At 34.6% G+C, this 25,913-nt stretch carries 18 protein-coding genes and 1 tRNA gene; 6 read left to right on the top strand and 13 right to left on the bottom strand.

Annotated elements, in window-relative coordinates:
* Positions 1–31: 31 nt before the first annotated feature.
* Positions 32–409 carry a fluoride efflux transporter CrcB gene (gene crcB, locus FNOD_RS02645; RefSeq protein WP_011993695.1) on the bottom strand — a complete coding sequence of 126 codons (378 nt, stop codon included), beginning with the start codon at positions 407–409 and terminating at the stop codon, positions 32–34.
* A 457-nt stretch (positions 410–866) separates the two neighbouring features.
* Here crcB and FNOD_RS02650 point away from each other — a divergent pair, with 457 nt between their 5' ends.
* Complete coding sequence (locus FNOD_RS02650) at positions 867–1,616, top strand: carboxylesterase family protein (protein ID WP_011993696.1); 750 nt, start codon at positions 867–869, stop codon at positions 1,614–1,616.
* 30 nt (positions 1,617–1,646) lie between these two features.
* Here the strand turns inward: FNOD_RS02650 and FNOD_RS02655 are convergent, their stop codons facing one another.
* From FNOD_RS02655 to FNOD_RS02665, 3 genes are read right to left on the bottom strand one after another with little or no spacing between them, the layout of a single operon-like run.
* Positions 1,647–4,919 carry an O-antigen ligase family protein gene (locus FNOD_RS02655; RefSeq protein WP_011993697.1) on the bottom strand — a complete coding sequence of 1,091 codons (3,273 nt, stop codon included), beginning with the start codon at positions 4,917–4,919 and terminating at the stop codon, positions 1,647–1,649.
* A gap of 37 nt (positions 4,920–4,956) precedes the next feature.
* On the bottom strand, positions 4,957–5,874 hold the full coding sequence (locus FNOD_RS02660; protein WP_011993698.1) for a glycosyltransferase family 4 protein: 918 nt from the start codon (positions 5,872–5,874) through the stop codon (positions 4,957–4,959).
* A 13-nt stretch (positions 5,875–5,887) separates the two neighbouring features.
* Positions 5,888–7,864: a hypothetical protein gene (locus tag FNOD_RS02665; RefSeq protein ID WP_011993699.1), complete on the bottom strand. Its 1,977-nt coding sequence runs from the start codon at positions 7,862–7,864 to the stop codon at positions 5,888–5,890.
* A gap of 153 nt (positions 7,865–8,017) precedes the next feature.
* Between FNOD_RS02665 and FNOD_RS02670 the strand changes: the two genes are divergently transcribed.
* A tRNA-Ala gene (locus FNOD_RS02670) sits at positions 8,018–8,093 on the top strand.
* A 563-nt stretch (positions 8,094–8,656) separates the two neighbouring features.
* Here the strand turns inward: FNOD_RS02670 and FNOD_RS02675 are convergent.
* From FNOD_RS02675 to FNOD_RS02695, 5 genes are read right to left on the bottom strand one after another with little or no spacing between them, the layout of a single operon-like run.
* Positions 8,657–11,890, bottom strand: coding sequence for a PD-(D/E)XK nuclease family protein (locus FNOD_RS02675; RefSeq protein ID WP_011993700.1), 3,234 nt, complete (start codon positions 11,888–11,890; stop codon positions 8,657–8,659).
* On the bottom strand, positions 11,891–15,283 hold the full coding sequence (locus tag FNOD_RS02680; protein ID WP_011993701.1) for a UvrD-helicase domain-containing protein: 3,393 nt from the start codon (positions 15,281–15,283) through the stop codon (positions 11,891–11,893).
* A 42-nt stretch (positions 15,284–15,325) separates the two neighbouring features.
* A complete protein-coding gene (locus FNOD_RS02685) occupies positions 15,326–15,808 on the bottom strand; it encodes a FumA C-terminus/TtdB family hydratase beta subunit (RefSeq protein WP_011993702.1) in 483 nt (160 codons plus the stop codon).
* The gene (locus tag FNOD_RS02690) at positions 15,801–16,634 is read right to left on the bottom strand and encodes a fumarate hydratase (protein ID WP_011993703.1); all 834 of its coding nucleotides are present in this window, start codon (positions 16,632–16,634) and stop codon (positions 15,801–15,803) included. The genes FNOD_RS02685 and FNOD_RS02690 overlap by 8 nt, the downstream gene beginning before the upstream one ends.
* A gap of 34 nt (positions 16,635–16,668) precedes the next feature.
* Positions 16,669–18,045, bottom strand: coding sequence for an MATE family efflux transporter (locus FNOD_RS02695; protein WP_238374606.1), 1,377 nt, complete (start codon positions 18,043–18,045; stop codon positions 16,669–16,671).
* A 151-nt stretch (positions 18,046–18,196) separates the two neighbouring features.
* Here FNOD_RS02695 and FNOD_RS02700 point away from each other — a divergent pair, with 151 nt between their 5' ends.
* Genes FNOD_RS02700 through FNOD_RS02715 form a run of 4 tightly spaced genes read left to right on the top strand, consistent with a single transcriptional unit; the run spans position 18,197 to position 21,780 of the window.
* Positions 18,197–18,964 carry an SDR family NAD(P)-dependent oxidoreductase gene (locus FNOD_RS02700; RefSeq protein ID WP_011993705.1) on the top strand — a complete coding sequence of 256 codons (768 nt, stop codon included), beginning with the start codon at positions 18,197–18,199 and terminating at the stop codon, positions 18,962–18,964.
* 42 nt (positions 18,965–19,006) lie between these two features.
* Positions 19,007–20,197, top strand: a complete 1,191-nt coding sequence (locus FNOD_RS02705; RefSeq protein ID WP_011993706.1) for a TM0106 family RecB-like putative nuclease — start codon at positions 19,007–19,009, stop codon at positions 20,195–20,197.
* Between the two features lies 1 nt (position 20,198).
* Positions 20,199–21,032, top strand: a complete 834-nt coding sequence (locus tag FNOD_RS02710; protein WP_238374607.1) for a DNA-methyltransferase — start codon at positions 20,199–20,201, stop codon at positions 21,030–21,032.
* Between the two features lies 1 nt (position 21,033).
* Positions 21,034–21,780: a BsaWI family type II restriction enzyme gene (locus FNOD_RS02715; RefSeq protein ID WP_011993708.1), complete on the top strand. Its 747-nt coding sequence runs from the start codon at positions 21,034–21,036 to the stop codon at positions 21,778–21,780.
* A gap of 68 nt (positions 21,781–21,848) precedes the next feature.
* On the opposite strand, the gene FNOD_RS02720 is transcribed toward FNOD_RS02715, so the two are convergent.
* From FNOD_RS02720 to FNOD_RS02735, 4 genes are read right to left on the bottom strand one after another with little or no spacing between them, the layout of a single operon-like run.
* Positions 21,849–23,537, bottom strand: a complete 1,689-nt coding sequence (locus FNOD_RS02720) for an alpha/beta fold hydrolase (RefSeq protein ID WP_011993709.1) — start codon at positions 23,535–23,537, stop codon at positions 21,849–21,851.
* Positions 23,537–24,415 carry a branched-chain amino acid ABC transporter permease gene (locus FNOD_RS02725; protein ID WP_011993710.1) on the bottom strand — a complete coding sequence of 293 codons (879 nt, stop codon included), beginning with the start codon at positions 24,413–24,415 and terminating at the stop codon, positions 23,537–23,539. Before FNOD_RS02725 ends, FNOD_RS02720 begins: the two co-directional genes overlap by 1 nt.
* Positions 24,412–25,134, bottom strand: a complete 723-nt coding sequence (locus FNOD_RS02730) for an ABC transporter ATP-binding protein (protein WP_011993711.1) — start codon at positions 25,132–25,134, stop codon at positions 24,412–24,414. Before FNOD_RS02730 ends, FNOD_RS02725 begins: the two co-directional genes overlap by 4 nt.
* Positions 25,127–25,900 (bottom strand): ABC transporter ATP-binding protein, encoded by a 774-nt coding sequence (locus FNOD_RS02735; RefSeq protein WP_011993712.1) that lies wholly within the window; start codon positions 25,898–25,900, stop codon positions 25,127–25,129. Before FNOD_RS02735 ends, FNOD_RS02730 begins: the two co-directional genes overlap by 8 nt.
* Positions 25,901–25,913: the final 13 nt, after the last annotated feature.

Genomic DNA, 25,913 nt, shown 5'->3' on the forward strand with positions numbered 1-25,913 from the left:
ATCATTACTAGTTAACAGCATCTTTAGAATATCAGAATATAACATTGCATATTACCATTCCAAAAAATGCAGCCGATAGTCCTAAAATCAGATTTAGCACGATGTTTAATAAGCTTGAAATATAATATCCATTTGTTAAAAGCGTTATAGTTTCATAGCTGAGTGTAGAGAACGTTGTGAGTCCTCCCATTATTCCAGTAGTTAAAAATAGTCTTAAATTTGGGTTAATATTTGCTCTGAATGAGAGTTGCATTATAAACCCAAGAAAAAGGCTTCCAAAAACGTTAACCAACAAAGTGCCTGGAGGTATCAACGTTTGCGAAAATATTTGATTCATCTTTAAAGATATAATATACCTAAGTACACTCCCAATGAATCCACCCACACCTACTGCAATTATCGGAATCATATTAAATTAGTACCTCCTATTTTATTTAATAAATTAGTTTTATTTTGTTTATAATATTATTTATGTTTTAGTTAATTGACATATTTTAAAATAATAGATAAGCCATAACACAGTCAATATTTATTTTAATATCGAATTATATTATACTGATTGTTTACTAATATAAAAATAAATTATTTTATACTAATTTAATTAATACCATCCAATATTATCGAGTTCCCTCCCATGCTATTTTTTTGGCAATTATCCAACTGTCCTACAGTTCATCTCATGCGAATTGTAAAAGTCACGTAAAGCATAATAAAATAACGCATTTAGCAATATAATTAAACTCTCTTTTTCTATTTTACTACAAAAAACAAAAAATGTGGAAAGTTTTCCCAAGATTGTAATCATATTTATTTTACTTAAAATATTTTTATGATACAATTTAAATAATAAAACGGAGGTGATGACCATGGAGTTTGTAAATTACCTTGATGTCTTTGAACCACATATATATGAGGATGAATTTATAAAGTTGCCATACAGGCTCTTTAAACCCAAGATAAAAGAAGGCGAAGTTTATCCACTCGTTGTCTTCCTGCACGGCGCTAGGGAAAGAGGAAATGATAACGAAAAGCAAATAACAGCAAACGAAGGGGCAACTACTTGGGCAAAGGAAGAATTTCAAAATAACCACCCTTGCTTTGTATTAGCACCTCAGTGTCCAGAAAATTCTTATTGGGGAAGTTCTTTTAGAGTTTACCATGATATGAACCAGCTTGGTCCCAATTCTTTAATTGCAACTGTTGGATTGGTTATAGATGAGCTAGTGGGAAAATTCCCAATAGATAAGGACCGTATATATGTTACCGGTTTGTCAATGGGAGGGTTTGGCACCATTGCTCTTTTAACGTTGTGTCCGGACAAATTCGCAGCAGGTGTTGTTGTATGCGGTGGTGGAAATCCCAAAAAATTGGATAAGATAAAGCACATACCATTTTGGTTTTTCCACGCAGAAGACGATGATGTTGTTTCTGTAGAATATTCAAGAGCGCTGGTAAAAAAGCTAAACGAATTAGGTGCAGAAGTTAATTACACTGAATATCCAAAAGGCTATATGCAATCAATCGGTCTATTTCCACATGCTTCATGGGTACCTGCGTATAGAGACGAAGAGATGAAGGAATGGCTATTTTCTAAAAAAAGAAAAGCTCCCTGCTAATAGGGAGCTTTTCTCTTATTCTTTTTCGAATTATTTGTACTTTGCTAAAATATCTTCTAGGTATTTAATTACATCCTCTTTCTTTTCATACTTTGGTGAATTGAATGCTATCTCTCCCCAATCTGAAATTATCTCTTTTTCGCTTGCCTTATTGTATTTTTCGAGCAATCCATTGACTGTATTTAGAAATTCCGATTTCACCATGTCATAGTGAGCAACAAAGCGTTTATATCTTTCATACAAAAGTCCTCCAGAGAAATTGACAACGTTATTCATCAAAATCTGAATTTCTTGTCTTGCTTCTTCTGAGAACGATAATGCACTTATTTGATTTGAAAAGTCGTCCATCTTTGCTTGTGTAATAGTTTTCCAAGCGCTTTTTTTTGCTATTCCAGGCCAATATGCTGAAGGATTCTTTGATAATGCCTCAATGAAATCTTTTTCAATGTTGGTAAAATCAATGGATGTAAATTCCTTATAAGCACTATTCAACAGATTGACAAAGATCGGTGTTAAGCTATTTGAGAGGTATCCTTTTTCATCATCAGCAAGTATTTTGTCAAGTTCGTTTTTACTATTTTCGATAAAGTCGTTAAACGTCTTTTCCCAATAGGAGGTATTTGAAAGTTTCTTAGATATATACTCGTAACTTTCTTTATACCAATCTACTAACTGATTGTATGTATAGACACTTTCTTGATACTCCCCAACTGTTTGGTATTCATGAGCAAGTTCATGTAGGTAATCGAATACCCCATCTGGAACTCCCCATACACCTTTCAATTCCATATACTTACACGCTTCTATTTCTCTCATGGCAAGATCTACTAACAATTCTCTTGATTCTACGTTGATAGGATTCAAAGTTTGAGCAGTGAGAACCGCGAAGAATCTGTATATATCCTGACCATACATTGTTGCAAGCTCTATATCAATGTTTTTCCAATCTGGGAATCTGTTCCATCCACCTGGCATGATGTCTACTGTTTTTCTAACCCAGGTGCCATATTTGTTGAAAAATTCTTTTGAGTAAGAACTTAGTAATTTTTCTAACTCACTATCGTTGATTTTTCCAAGGGCAAAGTTATTTAAACTATACAAAGAGTTATATCTCATTGCAAGAGATCTAAAAGTATTTCTTTCTGTAAATGTTTGAAGTGATAGTTCATACAAGCTTATGGAATCTATAATAGCTTGAATGGTTGCAACATCGACTTGATTTAAGAAATCCGGATTATTTTTGATATAACCTGCCAATTTTGAATAGTAAGCGTACTTAAACTTTTCTGGGATTAATTTTTGATACTCATCTGCTCTTTGGTTTAAAACGCTTTCTGGGTCTGATTTGAGTAAGTTTTTGAGCTCATCAACTCTTATTGGGTCTGCCGCTAGTGCCGCAAGATAAAAGTACGATTTTCCATAGGTGTGATTCAATTTTACACTCTTTATTAAATTCTCTTTTGCAATTTTGTACTGCTCATTTATTTGTTGGGGCAACAAATTTTTCTGATTAATCAAATTATTTCTTTGTGCATTGATTTGAGCTCTTATATTTTCTATATTTCTTTGCCTTTCACTTTCCGCTTGCAATTCGTTATACTGAAGATTTAGCCTTTGGGCTTCTGCCTTTTTCAAATTGTGCCAATTTTGTGGTGACAGTGCTTGAAATTGACCTGTGAAATTATTCAAATCAGATTCTATGCTATCAAGTTGCTTAAGGTACTCATCAATTTTGCTTAAATTGTTTCTCAACTCAGAAAGCGTCGCATATGCAACGTTTCCATTTCTGAAATAAACTTCAGATATGAAATGATTCCATCTAAGATATGTAGACAAACCGGTTACCGATATCAAAATAATAGCTAAAGCGATTGCTTTTGCTCCTTTAATTGTGTATTCTTTACCGTTAACCTTATTGAAGTACTTTCCAAGTCCGATGCTTATAACGAAATTCGCAAGTAGCGCATTTGGAAGCAAATGCCCTGGGAAGCTGAAAACACTTTGAAATGCGAAAATAATTCCACTCAAAACCAACATAAAGAACAGAATCGCATCATCTTTATCTTCAACTTTTCTAATGTTCTTTACAACATACATTACAAGTAAGATTAACATTAAAACTATGGCACTAAGACCTAAAATACCTGTCTCAGAAAGCACCTGGAAGTAATCGTTGTGTGCTCTTTTGAAATTATTCCAACCGTAATTGTACTCTGGATGAGCCTCTATTAGATCTGAAATACCATACAAACCATATACCTGGTATGTACCGATACCTTGACCAAGGATTTTGTGATTTTTCCAAATGTAAATCGTTGAGAACCACGAGAGAAATCTTTCATCCCTACTTGAAACAGAAGACATGGCACTGAATCTATCTGTCATCTTGAATGATGCGTAGTTGTTGAATGGTGTTGGAATGTTGTATACTACAACAATAATAATTGCCATTAATATAAATATTAGAATAGACATTTCTCTAAATCTGAGTAATCTTTTTAAAGTCTTCGGGTCTTTTTTCTTCAATTCCTCTGCAATTTTGTCTTCTTTCTTTCTTAAATAGAAGAAATAAGCAAAAACAAACAAAATTAACTCAATCACCAACGCAAGATACTCAGATCTTGTTTGAGAAAAGACTATAACATCAAAATACAAGATTGCAGAAATTAATGATACTATTTTAAAAAGGTACACAGTCCATAACCTTTTGATGTTCAAATATCCAAAATCCAAACTCGCTACGAAATATATCGCTATGGGAAGGAGCATGTTCAAATAGTTTGAAACAAAAATAACATTACCTATATTCGCCTTTATACTCGCTCTTTCAAATGGTGCCCCGACATTTCCAAGTAAAATATCATAGCCAATGTAAAAATTGAGAATAGCATTTATAGCGATAAATAAACCTGTTAAAACGAATATAAATAAGAATCTCACAATATATTCCTTTTTATTAATGATTGAACTAAAATAAAACGAAAGTAAAACATTTAAGAAGAGGTAAAGACCTATGTCTATCGCTTGTCTGAAGAAAAATCTGTTATCTTGGAATGTGTTCATCGTTGATAGTAAGGCGATTATAGAAAAAGCAAGCCAAGTGAAGTGAACAGGTGTTGCGAAAAATTTAATTTCCTTGTTTTTAAACAGGCGATAGAGCAAATAAAAGCCTAAAATAAAGGTTGCGATAGTTAAAATAGCGTACTTCGGTGTACTGAATTCGTAAGTGTACTGCCTATGAGCAAAAAGCGCTACCAATGGAATAGTTGTGTACCAGACTATCTCTTCAAGAATGGACAACACTTAACCCCGCCTCCTTTTTTATGTAAATTTAGCACCTTTAGTATTTGAAAACATTTAGAAATTTACCCAATGCAAAGTAAATTACTAAAAGTATAATTAAAGCCGAAATACTCGCAATTACGTTTGTTTTGGAAAAATATCCAAGTAAGAATACTAAAAGTTGTATAGATACAACCGTGTACAGCGTTTTCCTTTTATCGTTAAATTTTTCGTATATCTTGTTGTATAAATAAATCGGTTTCTTATTTAAAGTGCTTCTTGAAAGGCCAGATAAAAAGTTGAAGTAAAAAAGCGAAATAAAGATAAAAGCAGAAATTAAATAAGGTATGTTAGAACTGCCGTGTCTCATAGTAGAGAGCAAACCTATTGAAAGTACTCCTCCAACGAAATAACCTCCACTACTTCCCATGGAAATCCTCGCCGGTGGGAAGTTGTATATGAAGTAACCAAAGACAGCGCCTATTAGCGCAGAGAGCAACATACCGTCGTATCTTGATGAAACCAAAATCGAAAGTCCAATTGCAGAAATTATCGACACACTCGCACAAACTCCATCCATTTCATCCATCATTTTTACAGAGTTGATTAAAATAACAACTAAAAAAATATATAGTGGGAAAAACCAATTGAATCCAACGTATTTATAAGTAAGAATTAAAGCTACGAATAACTCAACTGCTAACTTTAAGGACAATTTTATTTTCTTAACATCATCTATTAAACCAATAATTGTTAACAGAGTCAAAGAGAATTTAGTTATAATTTCAAAAGGTGTTGATACAATAACAGCAAGATATATAGCAAGCCCACCAAGGTATGGTGTTATTCTTTCATATTCTTTCAATCCATCGTCCGGTTTATCAACAATATTGTATTTATACGCAATCTTACCAAATATTGGCACTGTTAAAGCAGAAATAATTAGCGAAACAATCATCAAAATAGGAGAAAACATCAATTGCACCTCTCTAGAATTGGTATGGTTTTATTTCTTCTTGGGATTCTTCTTTATTTTCACTTTCGGTGCTCTGTTTGCTAGGCTGCTCAATAATTTGATTAGTGCTTTGCTTCGTTTCAAAGCTTTTATTACTCGTCAAGAGTGTTTCTACGCTCATGCCATTTTCAAGTGCTTTTAATACTTCTTCTTTCATATACGTATAATCTGTACCATTATAGCTAAGATTTGTGACCTTAACATCGCCATTTGGAAGAACGACAAATCTTATCATAAGGCTTGAATTATTGAAAACAACATTGTCATTATCAGTATCTAACGACCAGCCATTTCTTCCAAGAAATTCATAGTAAGTCTTCTTTGAGTATATTGAGTTTTTAACAAGTTCTACAATATTTTTAGTCAATACATCGACTTTAAATATTTTGCCAATGATATAATCGGTAACTTCATCAATAACATTTCGATCGTTCATGTAAACCTTCTCAAGTAGCACTTCTTTCCCAAAGAGTATTTCGAAGTTAAACTTAAATTGCCATACTTGACCAGCGTAGTTTCCTGTCCCAGTCAAAACAACTTTATTGTTATTCTTATCGAACATCCAGCTAACATTTCTTAAAAATCTTTCAAATGCCGATTTATTGCTGCTGTATTGACTACCTTTGACAATTATAGAATTTTGAACCAATGAAATCAGCTCATTGTACTTACTTTCCTCTAACTGCGTTGAAACCTTTCCTAAATCATCTACCAATCTAGAAAGCAATTCATTTGGATCTATATTATTCCCGTCGATTGTTGAACTAACCAAATAAGCTCCTTTTGATGAAATCAAGAAAGAGAGTGTAACTTTATTCTTACCAACCTTTGTAACTCCGCTTGCCGTCAACTTTGTACCTTTCATTGTACTTTCAATACTCCACGAGATGTTGTCACAACTTCCAATCAAAAGCTCACCGAATTTTTTGCTATACCCTGGTACTGATGCATTTGATATCTTTTCCTTAAACATCTCCAATTCAGATTGTAAATCGTATCCACCATACTTGACAAGGTAGTATTTCAGTATATCTTGCGCTTCTCCACTATCAACTTCGGAACCATTAACGAAAATGTACTTCACGCTGACAGAACCATCTGATTCCAATTTAAACCCTATACTTAAAGAAATTTCATTTTTGTCAACGACATCAGTTGCGTTAAACTCTACAACATTTTCATCTTCACTTTTTATCGACCATCTCGGATTGTTAAGATTTCCGAAAATTTCTTCTATTGTCTTCGTCGAAAAATCTTTTAGTCTTCCTTGTTTTATCATATCTACAAGATTACTTTTTATACTCTGCTTGTCTATTTTATAAATATTCGCCAAAAAGACACGCATTTCGGCTGGAGAAAAAACCTTCCCATCAACTGTAATATTTTCAACAGTTATTTTTACATTATTTCCAACTTTTCTAAACCTGAATTGCATACTGACATATTGCGAATTAGCGTTTTTTCCACTTAAAATCAAAATCTCCTTACCATCCTGATTTAGATATTCATAACCTTCTACTGTAAGATAATCAAAGAGTGCGGAGGCGTTTGATAATTCATAATCTTCTGGTGGAATTTTTTGCAAAAGATTGTATAATGCCTTTTTGTATATTGCTTCATATTCCTTTTCAAAATCTTCGACCTTAACATTGTTCATATACAACTTCATTGAACCGTCTTTTAAAATCTCAAGGATGTATTTATTTCTCATCTCATCACTACCAACTAACTTTGGATTACCAAAGATTGGTATCTCAAAGTTCGAATTAATAAGACCATTCTCAAATGTTTCCTTAGCGGTTAAAACTCTATACTTGTCAAACGACCTATTAAGTAATTTCTCCTTGTTTTGTAATACAATCAATCCTACCAATAAAAAAATTACAACGAAAATAACTAATAAACTTATCAAAGCGGCAACTTTACCTTTTCCAATGTTCTTCCGCTTCATACTTTTTATCCCTCCAAAATTATTTATTTTTCCCAAAATAAACAACCACCCAAAAATATTATACTACAAAACATTAAAAACTTCTTCCTATCTTGAAAAAATTAAAGATTATGATATAATGCTTAACGTGAGATATGTAAAAGTTTAATAACTGGGGCCGTAGCTCAGTTGGGAGAGCGCTACCTTCGCACGGTAGAGGCCGTGGGTTCAAATCCCATCGGCTCCACCAGAATAAAAATAAAAAAGCCTTGGAAATTGAAAAACCAAGGCTTTTTTATTTTATTTTTTCAGTATTCTAAAATTTTTCAACTAAATTCATTTTTTATGACATAAATTAATGGGATGTTGAAATTAAATATCATTTAAGTTCCATCGCAGAAGCGATTAATATAAATAATATTAAACTTCAATAGAGAGGTTTAGATGTTTTAAATAGTTGAGAAATAATTCCTGAGACTTTTACAAAAGATTATTCAACATGTTAGATTATTGAAAAATGCGTATGCTTAATTATATTAAGATCTCCTCAATAGTACTGTAAATATAAAGTGAGGTGTACTACTATACAACTGTAAAAAATTTGTGGTGGTTAGCGTTATTAAGTTTGGATTTTTTCATTAGTGGTAAACACTATAGTTCTTTACAGTGTAATAATTATTGAAATAAGTGTTACTGGACTTTATTTAGCTAATAAACTAATAAAATCAAGAAAGTAGATTTATACTATTAAAAAGCGTACCTACTTTGAAAAATACATAAAATATATAAATTTGCATGGTTTGTTTGTATTATTTATTCTTTTAAAAGTTTTACACCGTATATCTCATACGCACTGCAAAGTGGTTCGTAGGGGCAGACATTGTTATATCCTCTGCATTTTCGATTTTCAAACAATATTTTAGACATATCTCCTTTAATTTTTGATTTGTCAATATTTCCTTTTTCACTTAGAATAGAGAAGAACGTCCTACTTTGATTCATTAAGAAAACCGGCGTAAAAATACCTTTCAACGCTATATCGTCCATCGTTGAAACAAGCCATCCTTCAAAATCGTTTAATGTAAAAGAAACGTTAGGTTCTAAAATTTCAATAATATAAACTGGCTCTTCTTGATTTTCCTTTTTGATATATCTGTACTCTAGCTTTTCTTGACCGATTTTGAGAAACATTAAAAATACATGGGAACCATTTTCTTTTATTTCTTTTTTCCAAAGAAGGTTTTCTTTCTTTTCATCTTTCAAGATTAGATAGTCATAAAGAATAAGTTGCTCGAATCTTATCGAACTTAGGGAATTTTTGTAATCGATAATCGCATATTTATTTTCCTCATCAAGAATTTTGTCTATTCTATCGATTCTTCCAATAACATGATACCTTCCAACTTCACATTCAACACTTAATTCTGTCTTAAGAGTTTCATCTGTGTATAAGTCTTTTGTACCCTCTTTTGATTTTTTTGAACTATCCAATCTTAAAGGTAGCGTCTTACTTTTTTGCCCAAGCGTTATTAAATACTTTGAGTCTGCAAACTCTCTCAAGTAAACTGAAAGCTTATCAAATATCTCATCCGACAATATCTTTTTCGGAATTTTGTACTTAAATATACCTTCTGAAAATGATTCGGCAGATTCTTCTATAAGTTCTTTAAGGACCCCATCGTTATAGTTTAACAACGAATATACATTTTTAGGATAGTTTATATCAAATAATTTTGCCAATACTCTATGTGTGATTATACCCTCCATTAAAGCAAGGTTATTTTCCTTAGTTTTCTCTGGTAAAGTAGCTATATTTGAATAGTAAAACAACATTGGACATGATAAGTAAGTCGCAATTCTGCTGTGGCTGAATTCGGTTATGTTACTTTCTCCAACGACAAAGTCCTCTCTTTTCACTTCTATGATTTGACTTGCAGATTGCGCAAGCTTGTATATATCGTAATCTATCTTCTTGAAAATATCATCGCTCGATATTTTTGCTTCTATGTGGTTATGTGCCAATTCAGATAAGTATTTCGACGGGACTAGTGGATCACCTGTATTTGTGGATTTTGGAAATATCAAATACGAATTTTGAGAGAATATTATTGAAAGAAAAACTGAACTTCTTTCACTTTCTTCAAGCAAATCATATATCCGTGAACGTTGATTCGTTGTTCGATACAAAAGTGGATTTATTTTACCTATGGATGGGTAATAATCATCTATGAAATCCACGAAGAATTTGTACTTTTTCTTTACAAATTTCGATGTCGGAATATCGATTATATCTACAACATTCGCAGATTTAAATGTCTCCCTATATCCATTTGAATTCAATAGTACAACAAAGAGCTTAAACAATTTACTCCAGCTTGTCACTTTACTGAGTTTGCTCTCCCTCAATTTCTGAACGTATATTTCCAATTTGTTTAAGACGTTTATAAACTTGGATAGAGCGTTAATCTCTTTACCCACACTTCTAATGACGCTTTTTTGTGAGGACATTATTTCGTAATTTTCTAAAATATCCCCAAATTTCAAAATCGATGACTTTATAAACTCTTTATACCATTCAAAGAAATCTTTGCTTCCCCAATTTTCATGTATGTTATCTAGCAAACCGAAAAGTTCTTCCATTATCTCTTTGAATTTCTTTAACTTCTCAAGCCTCTCCACAGAAGATAGATAAACATCCTCTTCAATGTCGTACTCTTCTTTCTTCGACTCAAGTTCCGCGATATCTCTTTCCAACTTTTCAAAGAAATTTTTTCTTCTATCTTCTTTATTTCTCATTTCCGATGGTTTCATTCTTATGGAATAATACTCGTACTCTTTAAATAAATCTTCTATCTCATCCATCGTCAGTTCTCTTTTTTCAACGAGTGGTGATTCGATTACCGCAAGTAAATCTTCCGGTCTATACCCTTCCTCTATAGTTAACAAAGGTTGCAAAAGTATCTTAATTATATGACTTTCCGTAAGTGGATTTTTCCCACTGTATCGGTACGGTATACCTGCTTCATCAAATTCATCCATTAACCTGTAAGCTATATTAGTATTTGGAACAACAATGCCTACTTCTTCCGGGTTAACACCTTCTATAATCAGGCTTTTGACTTGCTTTACTATATAATGATATTCGTTGTATTGATTCTCAACATCCACCTCGCCTATGCTCTTATTTTTAATTAACTCCTCTAAATTCACAACTTTTTTATTACAAAATGAGTCATCAAACTCAAATGAATTTTTTTCTAAAAAATCGTAGATCTCATCAATCTGACTAAACGCTGAATCGTTTACTTTTTGCCAAACAAAAAATATCGTATTTTCCGACTTTTTAACCAGCTCAGCCAATGCTTGACTTGTTAAAAGTGATAGGTTGAAAAATCCGCTGATGACAAGATATTTTCTATTTACTTCTAAATCTCTGGCATTTTCTACGTACCACTTGTATATGTTCATTGGATCGTACATATACCTTGATTGTAATTCTTTCGCGACACTTTTCATCTCACTTAAGATGTCTCTAATAATCTGAGCAAAAACCGATGTATCGTTCATCAGTTGATTCACAACGTCGTATTGATTTGTTAAATTTTCTGTGCTTCCGTGCAATTCAATTTCCCAGAGTTTTTCGAATATTTCAACTATGTAATGAACTATCGTATTTGATTTCGAAAGGGTTCTGAGGAGCAGCAACCTATCGGAATTCTCAGAATTCTGTTTATCCTTTTCCGAATCGTAAAGCTCGTCTATAATCTTCGAAATGTAAACTGTGTAAAAATCTCTATCCAAAACTTCAGCTTGATAATTATTCTTCTTCAGAAACTCCGTAACGTACTGGTTTATAACCAAGAAGGCATCTCTGTTTATCGTTTTCCCGGATCTTTCAGCAACTATATCAGCGATCTGCCTTACATAGAACCCAGTGGGGCCTATGAAAAGAAAATCCATAGGATTTTCTAAGTAAATATTCGCTATTTTATCGGCTACCAGTTCAAAATGATTATCATCCAAGGGTACTATGTACGCTTTTCTCATCTATATCACCTCTAAATTTCTTATCAGCTTTGCCAGTAATTCAATGAAATCATCGCCAGGTCTTTCAACTCTAATAACGAACCCACTTCTTGCGCCGACTAAATACCCTCCAGCAATTTCTCCGAAATCTTTAAGCATGTACATATAAAATTGGAGCTGGAATTTGTACTTCTCAACTTCTTCAGAACCATCCTTTAGATACGATGATTTAAAATCAACAACGTATATCTTTCCATCTTTGAAAAACACCCTATCTGGCACACCAAAGAGTGTATATTTCTTACCATCTATAACCACCGATTTTGCGATTCTCCATTCGGAAATAACCTTATCACTGTTTTCAAATAGATATTTGATTACATCCGCTTTCAATATCTTCTCGGGCAACTCTCCTCTTTCGACAAGATTCAACAAATCTGGATATCTTTGAACACTCATCAACCTTCTATGTATATTCTTCCCTTCGATAACTTCCCTCGAGGTTTCAAGTAACGAAGATAGAAGTAGACTTACCTCACTTTTACTTCTCTTTTGTTTTTCTTGATTTTTTTCGAAAATTTTTAATATATCTTGTTTTTCTTGACCTTCGAAAAGAGGCATATTTTCTTCAAAATCGACCTCTAGTTCGTTAACCAACTCTTTATCACTCTTCTCATCTGTAATGTTGTACAAAAGAGTTGGTGATATGTACCTTTTGTACCCAATATTCGAAAAATCTTCTATCTGTTTTCTTATCTTTTCCTCGTCTAGCAATTTTTTATTCTCTTCCCCTGAAAATTCAGAAATACTCAGCGATTTTACCATTTCATCGATTTGCTTTTTGTCTATTGTAATAGTTTTAAACTCATTATGTGCAAGGTATTGTCCAGCAGTTTTTCCTCTTTTCCCCCTAGAGCTATTAGTATTGTACGTTACCACAAATAACATCTCTTTTGCCCTGGTTATAGCCACGTATATCTTTCGCAGTATCTCAGTCTCATCGTATATTAACTCTGCTTCCAATTCTCCCTTTAATTTCTTATACTCATCCTTGTTTATATTAAACTTATCCTTATAATTCTCTATGAACCTTTTGATATGAATATACCTTCCTCCATTGTCATCCGATGGGAAGAATACCTCATCAGATTCCATCTCATTAAAATTATTGTTAACAAGGAAAACTATGTTGTACTCAAGTCCTTTTGAAGCATGCACTGTCATCATCTTAACGACGTTGTCTTCTTCGGAAACTTCGGAAGCCTCGGTCTCTTGTAATTCCTCCACTTTTGAAAGCAATCTTATTAGCTCGGAGAATGTCGACGCCTGTTGGTTAAATTCCGTAGCTTGGTCAAGCAATTTCTTAACGTTTTTCAATCTTTGGACACTGTTTGGAAATTTCGAAAGTTTAGCTAAGTAATAACTCTCGTTGATGAATCCTTTCAAAACCTCGGCTGGTCTTAAAAAGTATTTCAATTCATCGTACTTTTGCACAAGTTCGATCATTTCGGAAACGTAGTCTGGCAAATCTTCTTTGCCAAGTTTTTTAGCTGATTGGAAGAATGATATTCTCTCACCGTTTTCCCTTAATTTTCTTGCGTTTAAAACTATTTTGTGCAATATTTTGAATTTGTCGAAAGATGGTGAGAAATCTGTTGATTCGACAAAAGGCGTAAGGAAAAATTCAACGAAGTTATAGTCATTGTTAGGATTTTGAATCACGGAAAGCGCGGAAATAACTGCTCTTATTTCAGGGCGTTTGTAAAATCCTCGCCCTTTTACAACATAAAGTGGGATATTGAATTTACCAAAAGTTTCTCTGTATATCGATTCAATACCCGCTAATTTGTAACTTAAGATAGCTATGTCTTTGTACTCCACTTTTCTTGTTACGTAATCATTCTTCTCTTTATCGAAAATAGTAATCTCCTTGCCAACTAAATTTTTAATAGCCATTGCAACCAAATTTGCCTCGTCTTCGGGAGAAACTTTTTCATCGAGTGATACTATACTTAAGTAGGAAACCCTACTTATGCTCTCGTTGAGAAAATCAATCTGTGGAATAACTTCACTTTCTAACTTTTTAATATGTGCATTTGAAATGTCTTCATCTAAGAACCAAAGTTTATCGTACAAGTCCCGATAGCGCAACCTAAAAGCTTCGTGCAGATAAAGTTTTGCTTCATCATCGGATATTTCAGATATCGGCTTATTAGAATTAAAACCATTTAAATTAGAAAGCATATCGTAGATTTCATTTCTAAATATAGAATCCCTCGAAACTTTGTTAAAATAATCAACGAGAAATTCATGCGATCTGTAATTAGTTTGGAGCGAAAGTATCCTGTATTTATCAGGTGAAATCTTTGCCCTTTTCTCAAATTCATCCATCGTCTTTACAAAAACAGAAACATCAGCGCCCCTGAATCTGTATATCGACTGTTTCCTATCTCCGACATAGAATATGTAATTTTTGTCCGTGTGGATAAAATCAAATATCATGCGCTGGAGTTCATTTGTGTCTTGGAACTCATCAACTATGATATATTTGAACCTCTCTTGATAATATTTTCTAACTTCTTCATTATTATTCAAAACTTCGATAGTCTTTTCCAGTACGCCTTTGAAATCGTATTCAAAGTTATCAATTGTCTCTGCTTCGTAAAGCTCTGAGGCAATTAAACTAATGAGCCTCAAAACTCTAAAAGAATTACCTGCTTTTTTCATCACATCCAGTAGTAATTTACTAACGTTGGACTGTCTAAGCTCAAGCCTCCAGTTTGTAACTATATCCTCAACAAAACCTTTCACTCTCCAAACATCTCCAACTAATTCAAAAAGGTCGATAATGGAATCCTTTATTTCTTTCAATTCTTTTATATATCCTTCTATTCTTTTCCTTCTTTCGCTTGAAAGCATTGGGGAGAGCGGAATTTCCAAATCTTCGTACACCTTAAAAGCGATTTCCATAGCCTGCCGTGAGGCGCTATCGATGATTTTCAATTGTTTTAAATCGTTGATAATTGTAAAATTCGGGTCGACACCAGCGTAGATATTTTGCTCAATCAACACTCTTCTGCAAAAACTGTCGATTGTTGAGATAACCGCTCTGGACATATTGGAATAAACACGTTTCCAATAAGCCAAGTTACTGACTGATGAAGATGTAATCTTTTCTCTGACTTTATTCATTATCCTTTCTTTCATTTCGTTTGCGGCTTTGTTAGTAAACGTCACTGCCAAAATACCATCGACTATATCTGGATTATTCTCCTTTTCGTAGTATTCCAAAATCCCCATGTAATAGTTCGTCAAAGTGTAAGTTTTACCTGTCCCAGCAGATGCTGAGATGAAATAATTGCAATTTGGATTTTCTCTAACTATATCTGCAACGGACTTTCCAAGATTTTGCATAAAAGCCACCTCATCAATCCTATTTTATAACTTTTATAACCTTTATAGCGCGGATATAACGACTAATAATGGAAAATTCTCCACTTCTATCTCATATACGGCTTCTGGTCCTAAATCTTCAAATGCGACGACCTTCCAACTCTTTATCTTCTTACCAAGATACGCCGCGCAACCACTTGGGGTGACAAAGTAAATCATCTTGTACTTCTTTATGGTTTCAACTCCTTCAGGTGTACGCTCACCTTTCCCTATCGTCCCAATAACACCATGTCTGCCTAAAAATTCCAAAAATCTATCCATCCTCTTAGACGTCGTAGGACCTATTATTATATTCCCCTTCGAAAATGTAGGACCAGCGTAAAATACGAGAGCGTTTTTGAGCTCAACAGGCAGTGTTTTACCATTATCTTCCATTTCAACTAACCTTTTCTGCGCAGCATCGCGCATAACTATTAACTTACCAGTGTATTCAAACATTTCACCAACATTTAGTTTTTTGAGAGTCTCGGTAAGAATCTCATTCATTTTCAAACACCACTCTTCCACTTCTAAGTAAATAGCAATCAACTGAAATCGCAACGGGTAATGTTGCTATGTGTGTTGGGAAGCCGTACATTTTAACATTGTATATACCCTTACCATACCCAAGCCCCTGCACGCCAAATTTGATCTCATTCAATCTTTCCATAAGCTTCTCTTCAGCTTTTTGATACCTGATTACATTTTTTAGATACACTGACGCATCGTAATCAAATAAAGCAAGCTTTGATAACATAACTGCCTTATCAGAAGTCCCACCAACACCTACTCCTACCTTTATCGGGGGACATGCGTTTGGACCATTTTGCTTAATATGCTCAAAAATCTTCTGGGATATTGCTTCATAACTCTCCGAAGGGTTGAACATATAAAGAGCGGATAAATTCTCACTTCCTCCACCCTTAGCAATCGTCCAAATTTCAAGTTTGTTTTCTTCTATCTCAAATAAATGAACAACGCATGGTGTATTTGTTCTAGTATTGACTCTGGAAAAAAGTGGGTCACTGACGACACTCTTTCGAAAACCAAATCTTTCGTACACATCTTTAACCGCTTCATCGAGAATATATTCGATAGGTTTATCTAATAAAACATTGAAACCTTTAAATACAAAAAACTCCACCATGCCCGTATCCTGACACAGTGGAAGATATTCCTTCGAAGCTATCTCAAAATTCTCAATTATCTCCTTTTTAAATGGGCCTTCGTAATCTTTGAAAAACTCCTTTATCTCAGGTTTGATTTTTGTATTTATCTCGATGAGAACTTCCGAAATTTTTTCAAAAACAACATCGCTCTTGATTTTTACCATTTTATCCCCCCACTTATCTTATCATAAATACCTATCAATGCTCCTCGCCAATCCCTGGAACAGCTGAAGCAGCAGGCGCACTTGATATCTCAGGTGAGATAGTCACATTCTTAATCCATTTTTTAGACTTTATTCTAATGTATGCAATTACCGATTTGACAACTTCATCACTTAGAGTTAACGCATACACAACTGGAAGTGGCTGTTTCCAAATGAACGCTCCGATAAAGGCAAGAGGCACACCCAAACACCAGAGTGTGAATGTTTCAAGTAAGAACGCAAATTTGGCATCACCACCAGCGCGTAGCACTCCAACAATCGCTGCTCCATTGAATGCTTTCACCGGCGCACCGATAAGCATTACCCACATAGCGTAAGTCAATATCTTCTTAGTATTTTCTTCTATTTTGAAAGTTGGATAGAGAATGTAGTAAACAACCATCACTATAACCGCTGAAAGTAAACCAATTACAAAACTCCACATTAAAATCTTTTTAGCAAACTGCTGTGCCTTTTCGTATTCCATCTGTCCTATGTACTTACCAATAATTACAGAAGCCGCTATAACGATACCGAATGTGAACGTCCAAACGTAATTTTCAAATGAAGAAAGTATATTTCTTGCCGCATAAGCTTGAGTACCCATCCTACCGAATATTATACCGTAAACGGTCATCCCAAGAGACCACGCTATCTCGTTCAACGTTGTCGGCGTTGCGAATTCTAAAAATTTACTTAGCATATTCCGAGATATTCCACTAAGAGAAAACGTGTACGGAAGTTTCAAAGTAGATGCCCTAAGAATTTGATAAAGTGGTATAACAAATCTTGAGACTATAAGAGAGATTGCGATACCAACAAGTCCAAGTTTTGGCAAACCGAAAAGTCCTTTAACAAAACCATACGCTAAAAATATCTGAATAATGGTACCGTAAACATACGACATCATTGGGATTGTAGCTCTTTCTATCGACCTGAGGAGTGTCCTGAAAGATATTTCCAGAGCAAGTCCGAAATAAGAAATAGAAATTAATCTTAGATAAAGTATTCCTCTATCAATCACCCGCGTATCATTGGAAAACATTTTTATAAACACCTTTGGGAAGAAGAAAGTCAATACGAAAAAAGCGAGTGAAATCAGTAATGAAAAGTATATCATCAAACTCATTATCTTTTTGATGTTTTCCGTATCTTTCTTTCCCCAATACTGCGCAAGAAAAATCGCTCCGCCGGTATTTAGACCAAATAAGAACAATATAACCAAGAAGCTGCCTTGGTTAGCTACGCCATTTATCGCAACCTCAACTTCACCAAGTTGAGAGAGCAAAATGGTCAAAATAAAAGTTCCCGTATTAGCGATAATATTTTCCAACGACACCGGAATTGCTATTTTCAATATATTTTTGAGCAAGTTTATCAACCTCCGATATTTTGAAATATAAAAAATAAAGTTTGGAAAACGAAATATTACATTTAAATTCTATCATAACAGGTGTATAATTAAAAGTGGAAAACAAAGTAGAAAAAATTCAGGACGCGAAAATGTGAAAGGGTGGTCTAACATGTTAAATTATAATTTAAAAAGGCATCATTGGGCACTTATAACTGGTGCTTCTTCTGGTATTGGAAAGGAATTCGCTTTTCAAATCGCGGAGAAAGGTTTAAACGTTATAATCTTAGGAAGGAACGCTGAGCAACTGAGTAAAGTAGCTGATGAAATTCACAACGCAACAAATTCCAGTGTTGTTATTATCCAAGCAGACCTCGTTAAAGAGTTGGATAGTGTGCTTGAAAACCTTTCAAGATTCGATGTCGACCTTCTTGTGAACAACGCTGGTATAGGTCTGTACGGTGATTTCATACAACATAGCTGGGAAGAATACGAAAATATGATGAAATTGAACATGGAAGTACTAACAAAACTTTCTCATCATTACGCAAAAAAATTCGTGAAAAAAGGTTTTGGAGGAATAATTAACGTAGCTTCCGTTGCTGGTTTCATGCCTATTCCACATTTTGCGGTTTACGGTGCAACGAAAGCTTACGTTTACAGCTTCTCAATGAGCCTTTGGGCGGAACTAAAAGATAAAGGTATACACGTACTTTGCGTCGCGCCTGGAAAGACGGAAACAAAATTTTTCGAAAGGGCAAAAATGGATCCCGGTAAACAATTAATGAAACCGAGCGAAGTTGTTAGAGGAGCTCTAAATGCTTACGAAAAAGGTTCTCCATTGTATATACCCGGTGTATCAAATAAACTAATTTACCACTTTGTTAGACGATTCTTTAGTGATAAATTCGTTGCAAAGATGCTTGTTAAATACTTTTAATTATAGCTAAAATATAAACTTTCAAGGTAGGTTATATTTTCCATGGTTATATCAAACAAAGACATAAAGACAATTTATTTTTGCCCAAAAAAAGCGAAGTTAGATATACAAAATGAAAATAGGCAATTATCCGATTTTCTCTTCACCACGGAGGTGTTCGGTTGTTACCTTGGAGTACAAGTTGACGAGGTATTATCGGATAATCCACTAATAGTAAAGATACTCAAATCGGGCAAGAAGATATCTGAATACCACATGCTTGAAGGTGCTTTCATCGCGTATGTTGCTGAAAGTAATGATATAGATTTGCGCGAGATTATATTTGAGAGTACCTATTACAGCGTATCAATTACACGAACAAATTGGAGACATTACATAACTAAACTACTTTCTTTACTTTCGTATTTTTGCGAAGAGTCAGAATTCAAAATCTCAAAAACACACCTTTGCAGGCTTTGTAAATATTCAGGACAGTGTTTCCATGAAACAGTGAACCTTGAGAGTCTTACTTTTATCCAAGGTATAAAAGGTAAAACTCTTGAAAAACTCAACTCCATGGGAATAACATCACTTCGTGACATAATTTCTATGTACGAAAAGCTAAAGAAAGAATTTGGAGAAGAAAAAGCACAAAGACTCTATTATCACGCAAATAGCATCATCGAAAATAAACCTGTATTATTCAAAAAAGTTGATAAATTGTCTGATGGTATATATTTAGACATAGAAAGTTACACTCCATTTGATTTCGACTATCTATTTGGTGTTCTTGAAAATGGTAGGTACATTCCATTTTTGGCAACGGATCCATCCAAAGAAAGGTATACGTTTGAAAATATTGTAAAATATTTAGAAAAAAGACAACAACCCATATATCACTTCCACAACTATGAAATAATGCGATTTAAAAAACTTTCGAAAAAATACGGCGTAAATTTATCTAAAGAACTTCTCTCAAGATTCGTTGACGTGTACAAAATATACGCTGGTCACGTAGCGCTTCCCATACCATCTTACTCACTTAAAAGCATAGCCAGATTCTTCGGTTTCAATTGGCGAACAGATATAAACGGTTTATCTGTGATTAATTACTATAGAGAATACCTTGCCACAAATAACAAAAGTATTCTCAAAGAAATTTTAAAATACAACGAAGACGATGTAAGAGCTACAGAATTCATTGTGAAAAAACTTAACGAGTTGAGTGAAATAAATGAAAATGGGGGTAATTAATGTGAACGATTTATTGTTAAGACAAAACGAAAAAAAGATTTTTTTCGAAACTGAAGATGGCAAGATAAAAATAATTCATGATGATTTTATAACAACGAATTTAATAGAAGAAAACTCCATCGATTTAATAATCACATCTCCACCTTACAATGTTAATATACATTACAATTCCTTCAGTGACGATATACCTTACGAAAAGTACACTGAATTTACAGAAAAGTGGTTAAAAAAGGCGTATTCACTGGTAAAACCCGACGGAAGAATGTGCCTTAATATTCCATTAGACAAAAGTAAAGGAAGAGAAGAGGCCGGTTTTCAAAGCGTTTACGCCGACATTGTAAATATCGCAAAAAAAGTAGGTTGGAAATACTTTTCAACGATAATATGGAACGAGGGGAACATATCACGAAGAACCGCTTGGGGTTCCTGGTTAAGCGCAAGAGCACCTTACGTTATAGCTCCTGTTGAAACGATAGTGATTTTGTACAAAGAAAAGTGGCGAAAAATAAAAGAAGGAGAGTCTGATATAACCAGAGAAGAATTCATGGAATGGACCAACGGTTTATGGACTTTCTCAGGTGAAAGCAAGAAAAAAGTGGGGCATCCAGCACCATTCCCTATTGAACTTCCGAAAAGATGTATAAAGCTTTTCAGTTACACTAATGACACTATCTTGGATCCATTCTTGGGAAGTGGTAGTACTCTCATAGCTTGCGCATTACTTAATAGAAAGGGTATAGGTGTAGAAATTGATGAAAATTACTGTAAACTTGCCACTAACAGATTAAAAAAAGAGGCGCATATAGACCAAAGAAAATTATTTGAAGGTGATTAGTATGATTAAAAATCGAGGATTCAAATGTAGAAAAAATATTTGGGAATTTATTAAACAAAAATACAACGATATAGTTGAAAGTCGATATGGCGGAAGTTTCTTGGATGCTCTCAAAAATTTTGAAGAAATATCAGAAAATCATATAAGAAATGGTATTAAAAAATTTTACGAAGATGAAAGAAGCAGAAACCAAGCCTGGAGAAGTTGCAAGGGAGCACTATATGAATATGCTGTATTTAAATACATTGAAAATATAATTGAAAAGAACGAAAATTTAAAGGGTAAAATCGAAGTTAAAATGGGTGACGAAGTTATAGAAAACTATAAAAAACAAATAGCGATAGAAAATTGGTCTGATATTATTCCAGACGTTGATATTTTGTTAGTTGATAAGAAGGAAAATTCGGTAATAGCAATTCTCTCTTGTAAAACTAGTCTGAGAGAAAGACTAACCGAAACAGCATTTTGGAAAAGAGAACTTGAAGCGAAAGGTAAAGTTGGAAAAATTAAACTGTTTTTTATAACGACAGATAAAGATGAAGAGCTAAAAATAGAAACCAATCGCTATATAATTTTGCACATTATCGATTATACTTTTGTAACAAGTACTGAAAAATTTGAGCAATTAATAAAATTTTACAAAGAAAAATATGGAAAGAGAGAAGATTTTGATCAGCTTATACAAAAGATTAAACCAATCGGTGAAATGGAAAAACTATTACAATCTTTTTTGCTTCAAATAACCTAAAATTTAAAAGTGGGTATCAAATCTTGATACCCACTAAGTTTATTATAATATGTAATTAAAAAATAATATCATAAATACTTCAATACTTCATCAATTGCCTCAACAACAGGGCTGTGTCCAACATCTTTTAAGACTACAAGTGTTCCTTTCGGGAAAGCTTTGGCGGTGAATTCCATCTGCTCGCGTGTTAGTAAAACGTCTTTGTCACCGTATATAACTACAACTGGAATATTTACATTTTTCACTACGTCGGTAAAGTTATAGGAAGATAAGGCCCTTGCGTTGCCTTCGAAAGCTTCTTTTGCCATTCTCAACGCGTCTGCTGTTATTTTATCAAAGAATCTCTCATCATCGTAATTTGGCGCATTGAACATCAAAGCCTTCTTTATCATACCAGGATTGTAGCTGTACAATCTAACTACCTTGTACCCTTCTTCCGGCATGTACATACCATTCACTGGCGCTGGGTCAACAAGAATAAGTTTTTTAATCTTATCCGAATTCTTTATGGAATAAGCCATCGCGACAGCTCCACCAAGCGAATGACCAAGTAAAATAAAATCTTTCAAACCCAATTTATCGACAAATGCCTCTAACGCCTTTGCGTAATTTTCTATAGTTATATCACCCTTAAGTTTATCGGAAAAACCAAAATTCGGTAAATCAAGCGCATAGGCGGTGTATTCTTTTGGAAGTTTACTCAAAAAAGGCTCAAAAAACCTTGCAGAAGCGAAATTACCGTGTACAAGAACTACTGGGATTTGACCATTGCCTCTCTTTACGTAATGAATCTTTCCTTGCGATGTTTCAACAAATTTTCCATACGGTCTCTTAGAACGCATGAAGAACGGTAAAACTCTATTCAAATAAGCTGTTCTGAACCTTTTCAGATAATAACTCACGCCAAATGGCATAAACAAAACCACAAAGATTAGAATTATACCGAATATTATCGACATAGACAAATGCGTACGACTGAATAGGAACGGCAAAGCAACGTATATTATCGAACCATAATATGGTCCATCCAAAGAAGCCATACCTCCGATAACAGATATCGCAAGTAAATCAAGAGAACGGGCGATACCAAAATCACTTGGTGCAATATACCCGATAACATGCGCATAAAGAGCACCTGCTATACCAGCGAACATCGAACCAATCGCAAACGCCAACACCTTGTACCTTGCAACATTTATACCAACAACAGATGCCGCAATCTCATTCTCCCTTATAGCCATCCAGCCTCGACCTGTTTTGGAATTGATTAGCCTATCGGAAATTACGTAAGTTATAAATACAAAAGCAAGAACGATTAGATATTTTTCGACATCAGAATTCCAAATATGTGGGAACGGAATCCCCCTTATTCCTGCATGCCCACCTGTCACATGTTCAAGTGTGCTGAAAAGTTGCTCAACAGCAACGACAAACCCCATAGTAGCTATGGCAAGGTAAAAACCAGAAAGCCTAAGTGCTGGAAATCCGATCAAAAGTCCCAAGAAAAACGCAACTAAACCACCTAAGATAACACCAAATATAATTGGAACATTGTAATGCATAACCAAAAGTGTAGAAGTATAAGCGCCGATGCTCATAAACGCCGCGTGACCTATCGATATCTGCCCTGAGTACCCCATTATTATATTCAACCCTAAGGAGGCAATTGAGAAAATCCCAACGAGACTTAAAATAGTTATTATGAACGAACTCTTTAAAAGTATGAATGGTATGAACGCTAGTATTATCCAAATCATCACGCTCGCCTCCTTATGTTTTTACCAAACAAACCCTTCGGGAAAAACACAAGAACGATTATTATTATCGCAAGTGATATCGTTGCTTTGAAACCTTCAGAGATATAGTTTCCAACAAGCTTTTCAATAACACCAAGTATCAACCCTCCAAATACTGCTCCTGTGAACGTCTCAAATCCACCTAACACAGCAGCTGTGAATCCTTGAATTTGGTAGAAAGTCAACATCGTAGGTGAAACAAAGACCTTCGGAGCAGCTATAATCCCAACTAGCGCTGCCATAGAAACACCGAATGCCCAAGAGAAAGCCAAAATCTTACCAACGTTTATTCCCATATATCCAGCAATTTCCTCGTTTTCGGAAACAGCCCTTACCGCAATGCCAAATTTTGTGAATTTCATAAACAGAGCGATTAATACTGAGATAACAACAAGTGTGGTAAAAACTAAAACATCCTGTCTTCTAAGTACGATAATCCCGAAATCTCCTTTGAAGATATACGGCGTACCAGTGACAAGTTCGGGAAGAGATTTGTACTCAGTTCCCCAAATCTGCACCGCTAAACCTTCCAAAATCATCAAAAGACCAAACGTAACGATAAGCATTGAACCGTGCGATAAATGTCGTATAGGTCTCAAACCAAATCGCTCGACAAAAATACCCATAAGTGCCGCAAATATTATTCCCATAATGATTGAAACGTACATATTCAAACCCAAAGCACTTGTCAACCACCAGATGATATATGTTGCGAACATACCCATATTGCCGTACGCAAAGTTCATAACTCCACTGACTTTGTACATCATAACAAGTCCAATAGCCACAAGTGAATACATAGCACCTGTTGAAAGACCTAAAATCATTTGATTTATCATTTTTTAACACCCCCGAGGTACTTTTCTCTTACAAGGTCACTACCAAGTAATTGTTTTGCATCGCCTTCAAGAGCCACTCTTCCATTTTCAAGCACGTAACCGTAATGAGATATACTAAGCGCGACGGATGTATTCTGTTCAACTAAAACAACCGTTATACCTCGTGAGTTAATTAATTTTACAACATCAACTATCTTGTCGATAATTATCGGTGCAAGACCAAGCGAAGGCTCATCTAAAAGAAGATAGCGAGGATTAGCCATCAAAGCTCTTGCGATTGCAAGCATCTGCTGTTCACCACCGGAGAGTGTACCAGCAATTTGGTTTAATCTATCTTTCAAAAATGGAAACACATCGAAAACAAAATCTAAATCCGGCTTCTTATTCAAATAAGCTCCTGCCAAGAGATTTTCCTTTACAGTTAAAGAATAAAAAATACCCCTACCTTCTGGGCATAACACGATACCTTTCCTAACTCTCTCATGGACAGGCAGATGATTAATAGATTCATCTCCGAGCAGCACCGTACCAGATGACTTAACGCCACCAACAATTGCCTTAAGCGTTGAAGTCTTACCAGCACCGTTTGCCCCTACTATCGCCGTTATCTTCCCAGCTTCAATTGTCAAATTAACGCCTTTTACCGCATGGACTGGGCCGTAAAAAACATTCAATCCTTTGACTTGTATATCCAATGCGTTATCTAATGTTTTACTCATTTTCTTTCACCTCTTTCGCACTACTACCGAGGTATGCCTTTACAACTTCCTCGTTGTTAACAATCTCCGCTGGGGTCCCTTCAGCTATCTTCTTTCCAAAATTTAAAACGGTAATCCTATCTGATATATCCATAACCATCCGCATATCGTGTTCAACCAAAAGAACGGTTACATCTTCACTCTTCACTCGAAGTATCTTTTCTTTAAAAATATCTGATTCCTTCTCCGTGAGCCCAGCAGCTGGCTCATCGAGAAGGAGTATTTTTGGCTCACTCATAAGGGCTCTTCCCACATCGATTAACTTTTGATAACCATAAGGAAGAGTACCCGCATACAATCCAAGAATTCCTTTTATACCTAAAATATCTGCAACTTCAATCGCTTTAAGCAGGGCTTTTCTCTCAGTTTTTAAATAATTATTCGTTGAGAATATCTCATCAAAATGATTGTATTGTGCATGCGAATGATAACCGAGAATCAAATTTTGCAAAACAGTTAAGTATTTAAAGATGATAACATTTTGGAAACTCCTTCCAAGTCCATAATTCACCCTCTTGTAAACAGGTACCTTAGTTATATCTTTCCCATCAACGATAACCCTTCCCTCATGTTTAACAAGTCCGGAAATAACATTAAAGACGGTCGTCTTTCCAGCACCGTTGGGACCTATAAGTGAGTGTATAGTTTTTTCTTGAACATGCATATTAAGATTATCAACGGCAACTAGCCCCGAAAATCGAACAGTTATATTCTCAAGTTTCAGCATCTCATCACACTCC

The organism is Fervidobacterium nodosum Rt17-B1, from assembly GCF_000017545.1.
Taxonomy (GTDB): Bacteria; Thermotogota; Thermotogae; order Thermotogales; family Fervidobacteriaceae; genus Fervidobacterium; species Fervidobacterium nodosum.

What these genes read in the sequence shown, in the direction of transcription:
- crcB (WP_011993695.1), bottom strand. Translation starts at nt 409, where the DNA reads ATGATTCCGATAATTGCAGTAGGTGTGGGTGGATTCATTGGGAGTGTA.
- FNOD_RS02650 (WP_011993696.1), top strand. Translation starts at nt 867, where the DNA reads ATGGAGTTTGTAAATTACCTTGATGTCTTTGAACCACATATATATGAG.
- FNOD_RS02660 (WP_011993698.1), bottom strand. Translation starts at nt 5,874, where the DNA reads ATGTTTTCTCCTATTTTGATGATTGTTTCGCTAATTATTTCTGCTTTA.
- FNOD_RS02665 (WP_011993699.1), bottom strand. Translation starts at nt 7,864, where the DNA reads ATGAAGCGGAAGAACATTGGAAAAGGTAAAGTTGCCGCTTTGATAAGT.
- FNOD_RS02675 (WP_011993700.1), bottom strand. Translation starts at nt 11,890, where the DNA reads ATGAGAAAAGCGTACATAGTACCCTTGGATGATAATCATTTTGAACTG.
- FNOD_RS02680 (WP_011993701.1), bottom strand. Translation starts at nt 15,283, where the DNA reads ATGCAAAATCTTGGAAAGTCCGTTGCAGATATAGTTAGAGAAAATCCA.
- FNOD_RS02685 (WP_011993702.1), bottom strand. Translation starts at nt 15,808, where the DNA reads ATGAATGAGATTCTTACCGAGACTCTCAAAAAACTAAATGTTGGTGAA.
- FNOD_RS02690 (WP_011993703.1), bottom strand. Translation starts at nt 16,634, where the DNA reads ATGGTAAAAATCAAGAGCGATGTTGTTTTTGAAAAAATTTCGGAAGTT.
- FNOD_RS02700 (WP_011993705.1), top strand. Translation starts at nt 18,197, where the DNA reads ATGTTAAATTATAATTTAAAAAGGCATCATTGGGCACTTATAACTGGT.
- FNOD_RS02705 (WP_011993706.1), top strand. Translation starts at nt 19,007, where the DNA reads ATGGTTATATCAAACAAAGACATAAAGACAATTTATTTTTGCCCAAAA.
- FNOD_RS02715 (WP_011993708.1), top strand. Translation starts at nt 21,034, where the DNA reads ATGATTAAAAATCGAGGATTCAAATGTAGAAAAAATATTTGGGAATTT.
- FNOD_RS02720 (WP_011993709.1), bottom strand. Translation starts at nt 23,537, where the DNA reads ATGATTTGGATAATACTAGCGTTCATACCATTCATACTTTTAAAGAGT.
- FNOD_RS02725 (WP_011993710.1), bottom strand. Translation starts at nt 24,415, where the DNA reads ATGATAAATCAAATGATTTTAGGTCTTTCAACAGGTGCTATGTATTCA.
- FNOD_RS02730 (WP_011993711.1), bottom strand. Translation starts at nt 25,134, where the DNA reads ATGAGTAAAACATTAGATAACGCATTGGATATACAAGTCAAAGGATTG.
- FNOD_RS02735 (WP_011993712.1), bottom strand. Translation starts at nt 25,900, where the DNA reads ATGCTGAAACTTGAGAATATAACTGTTCGATTTTCGGGGCTAGTTGCC.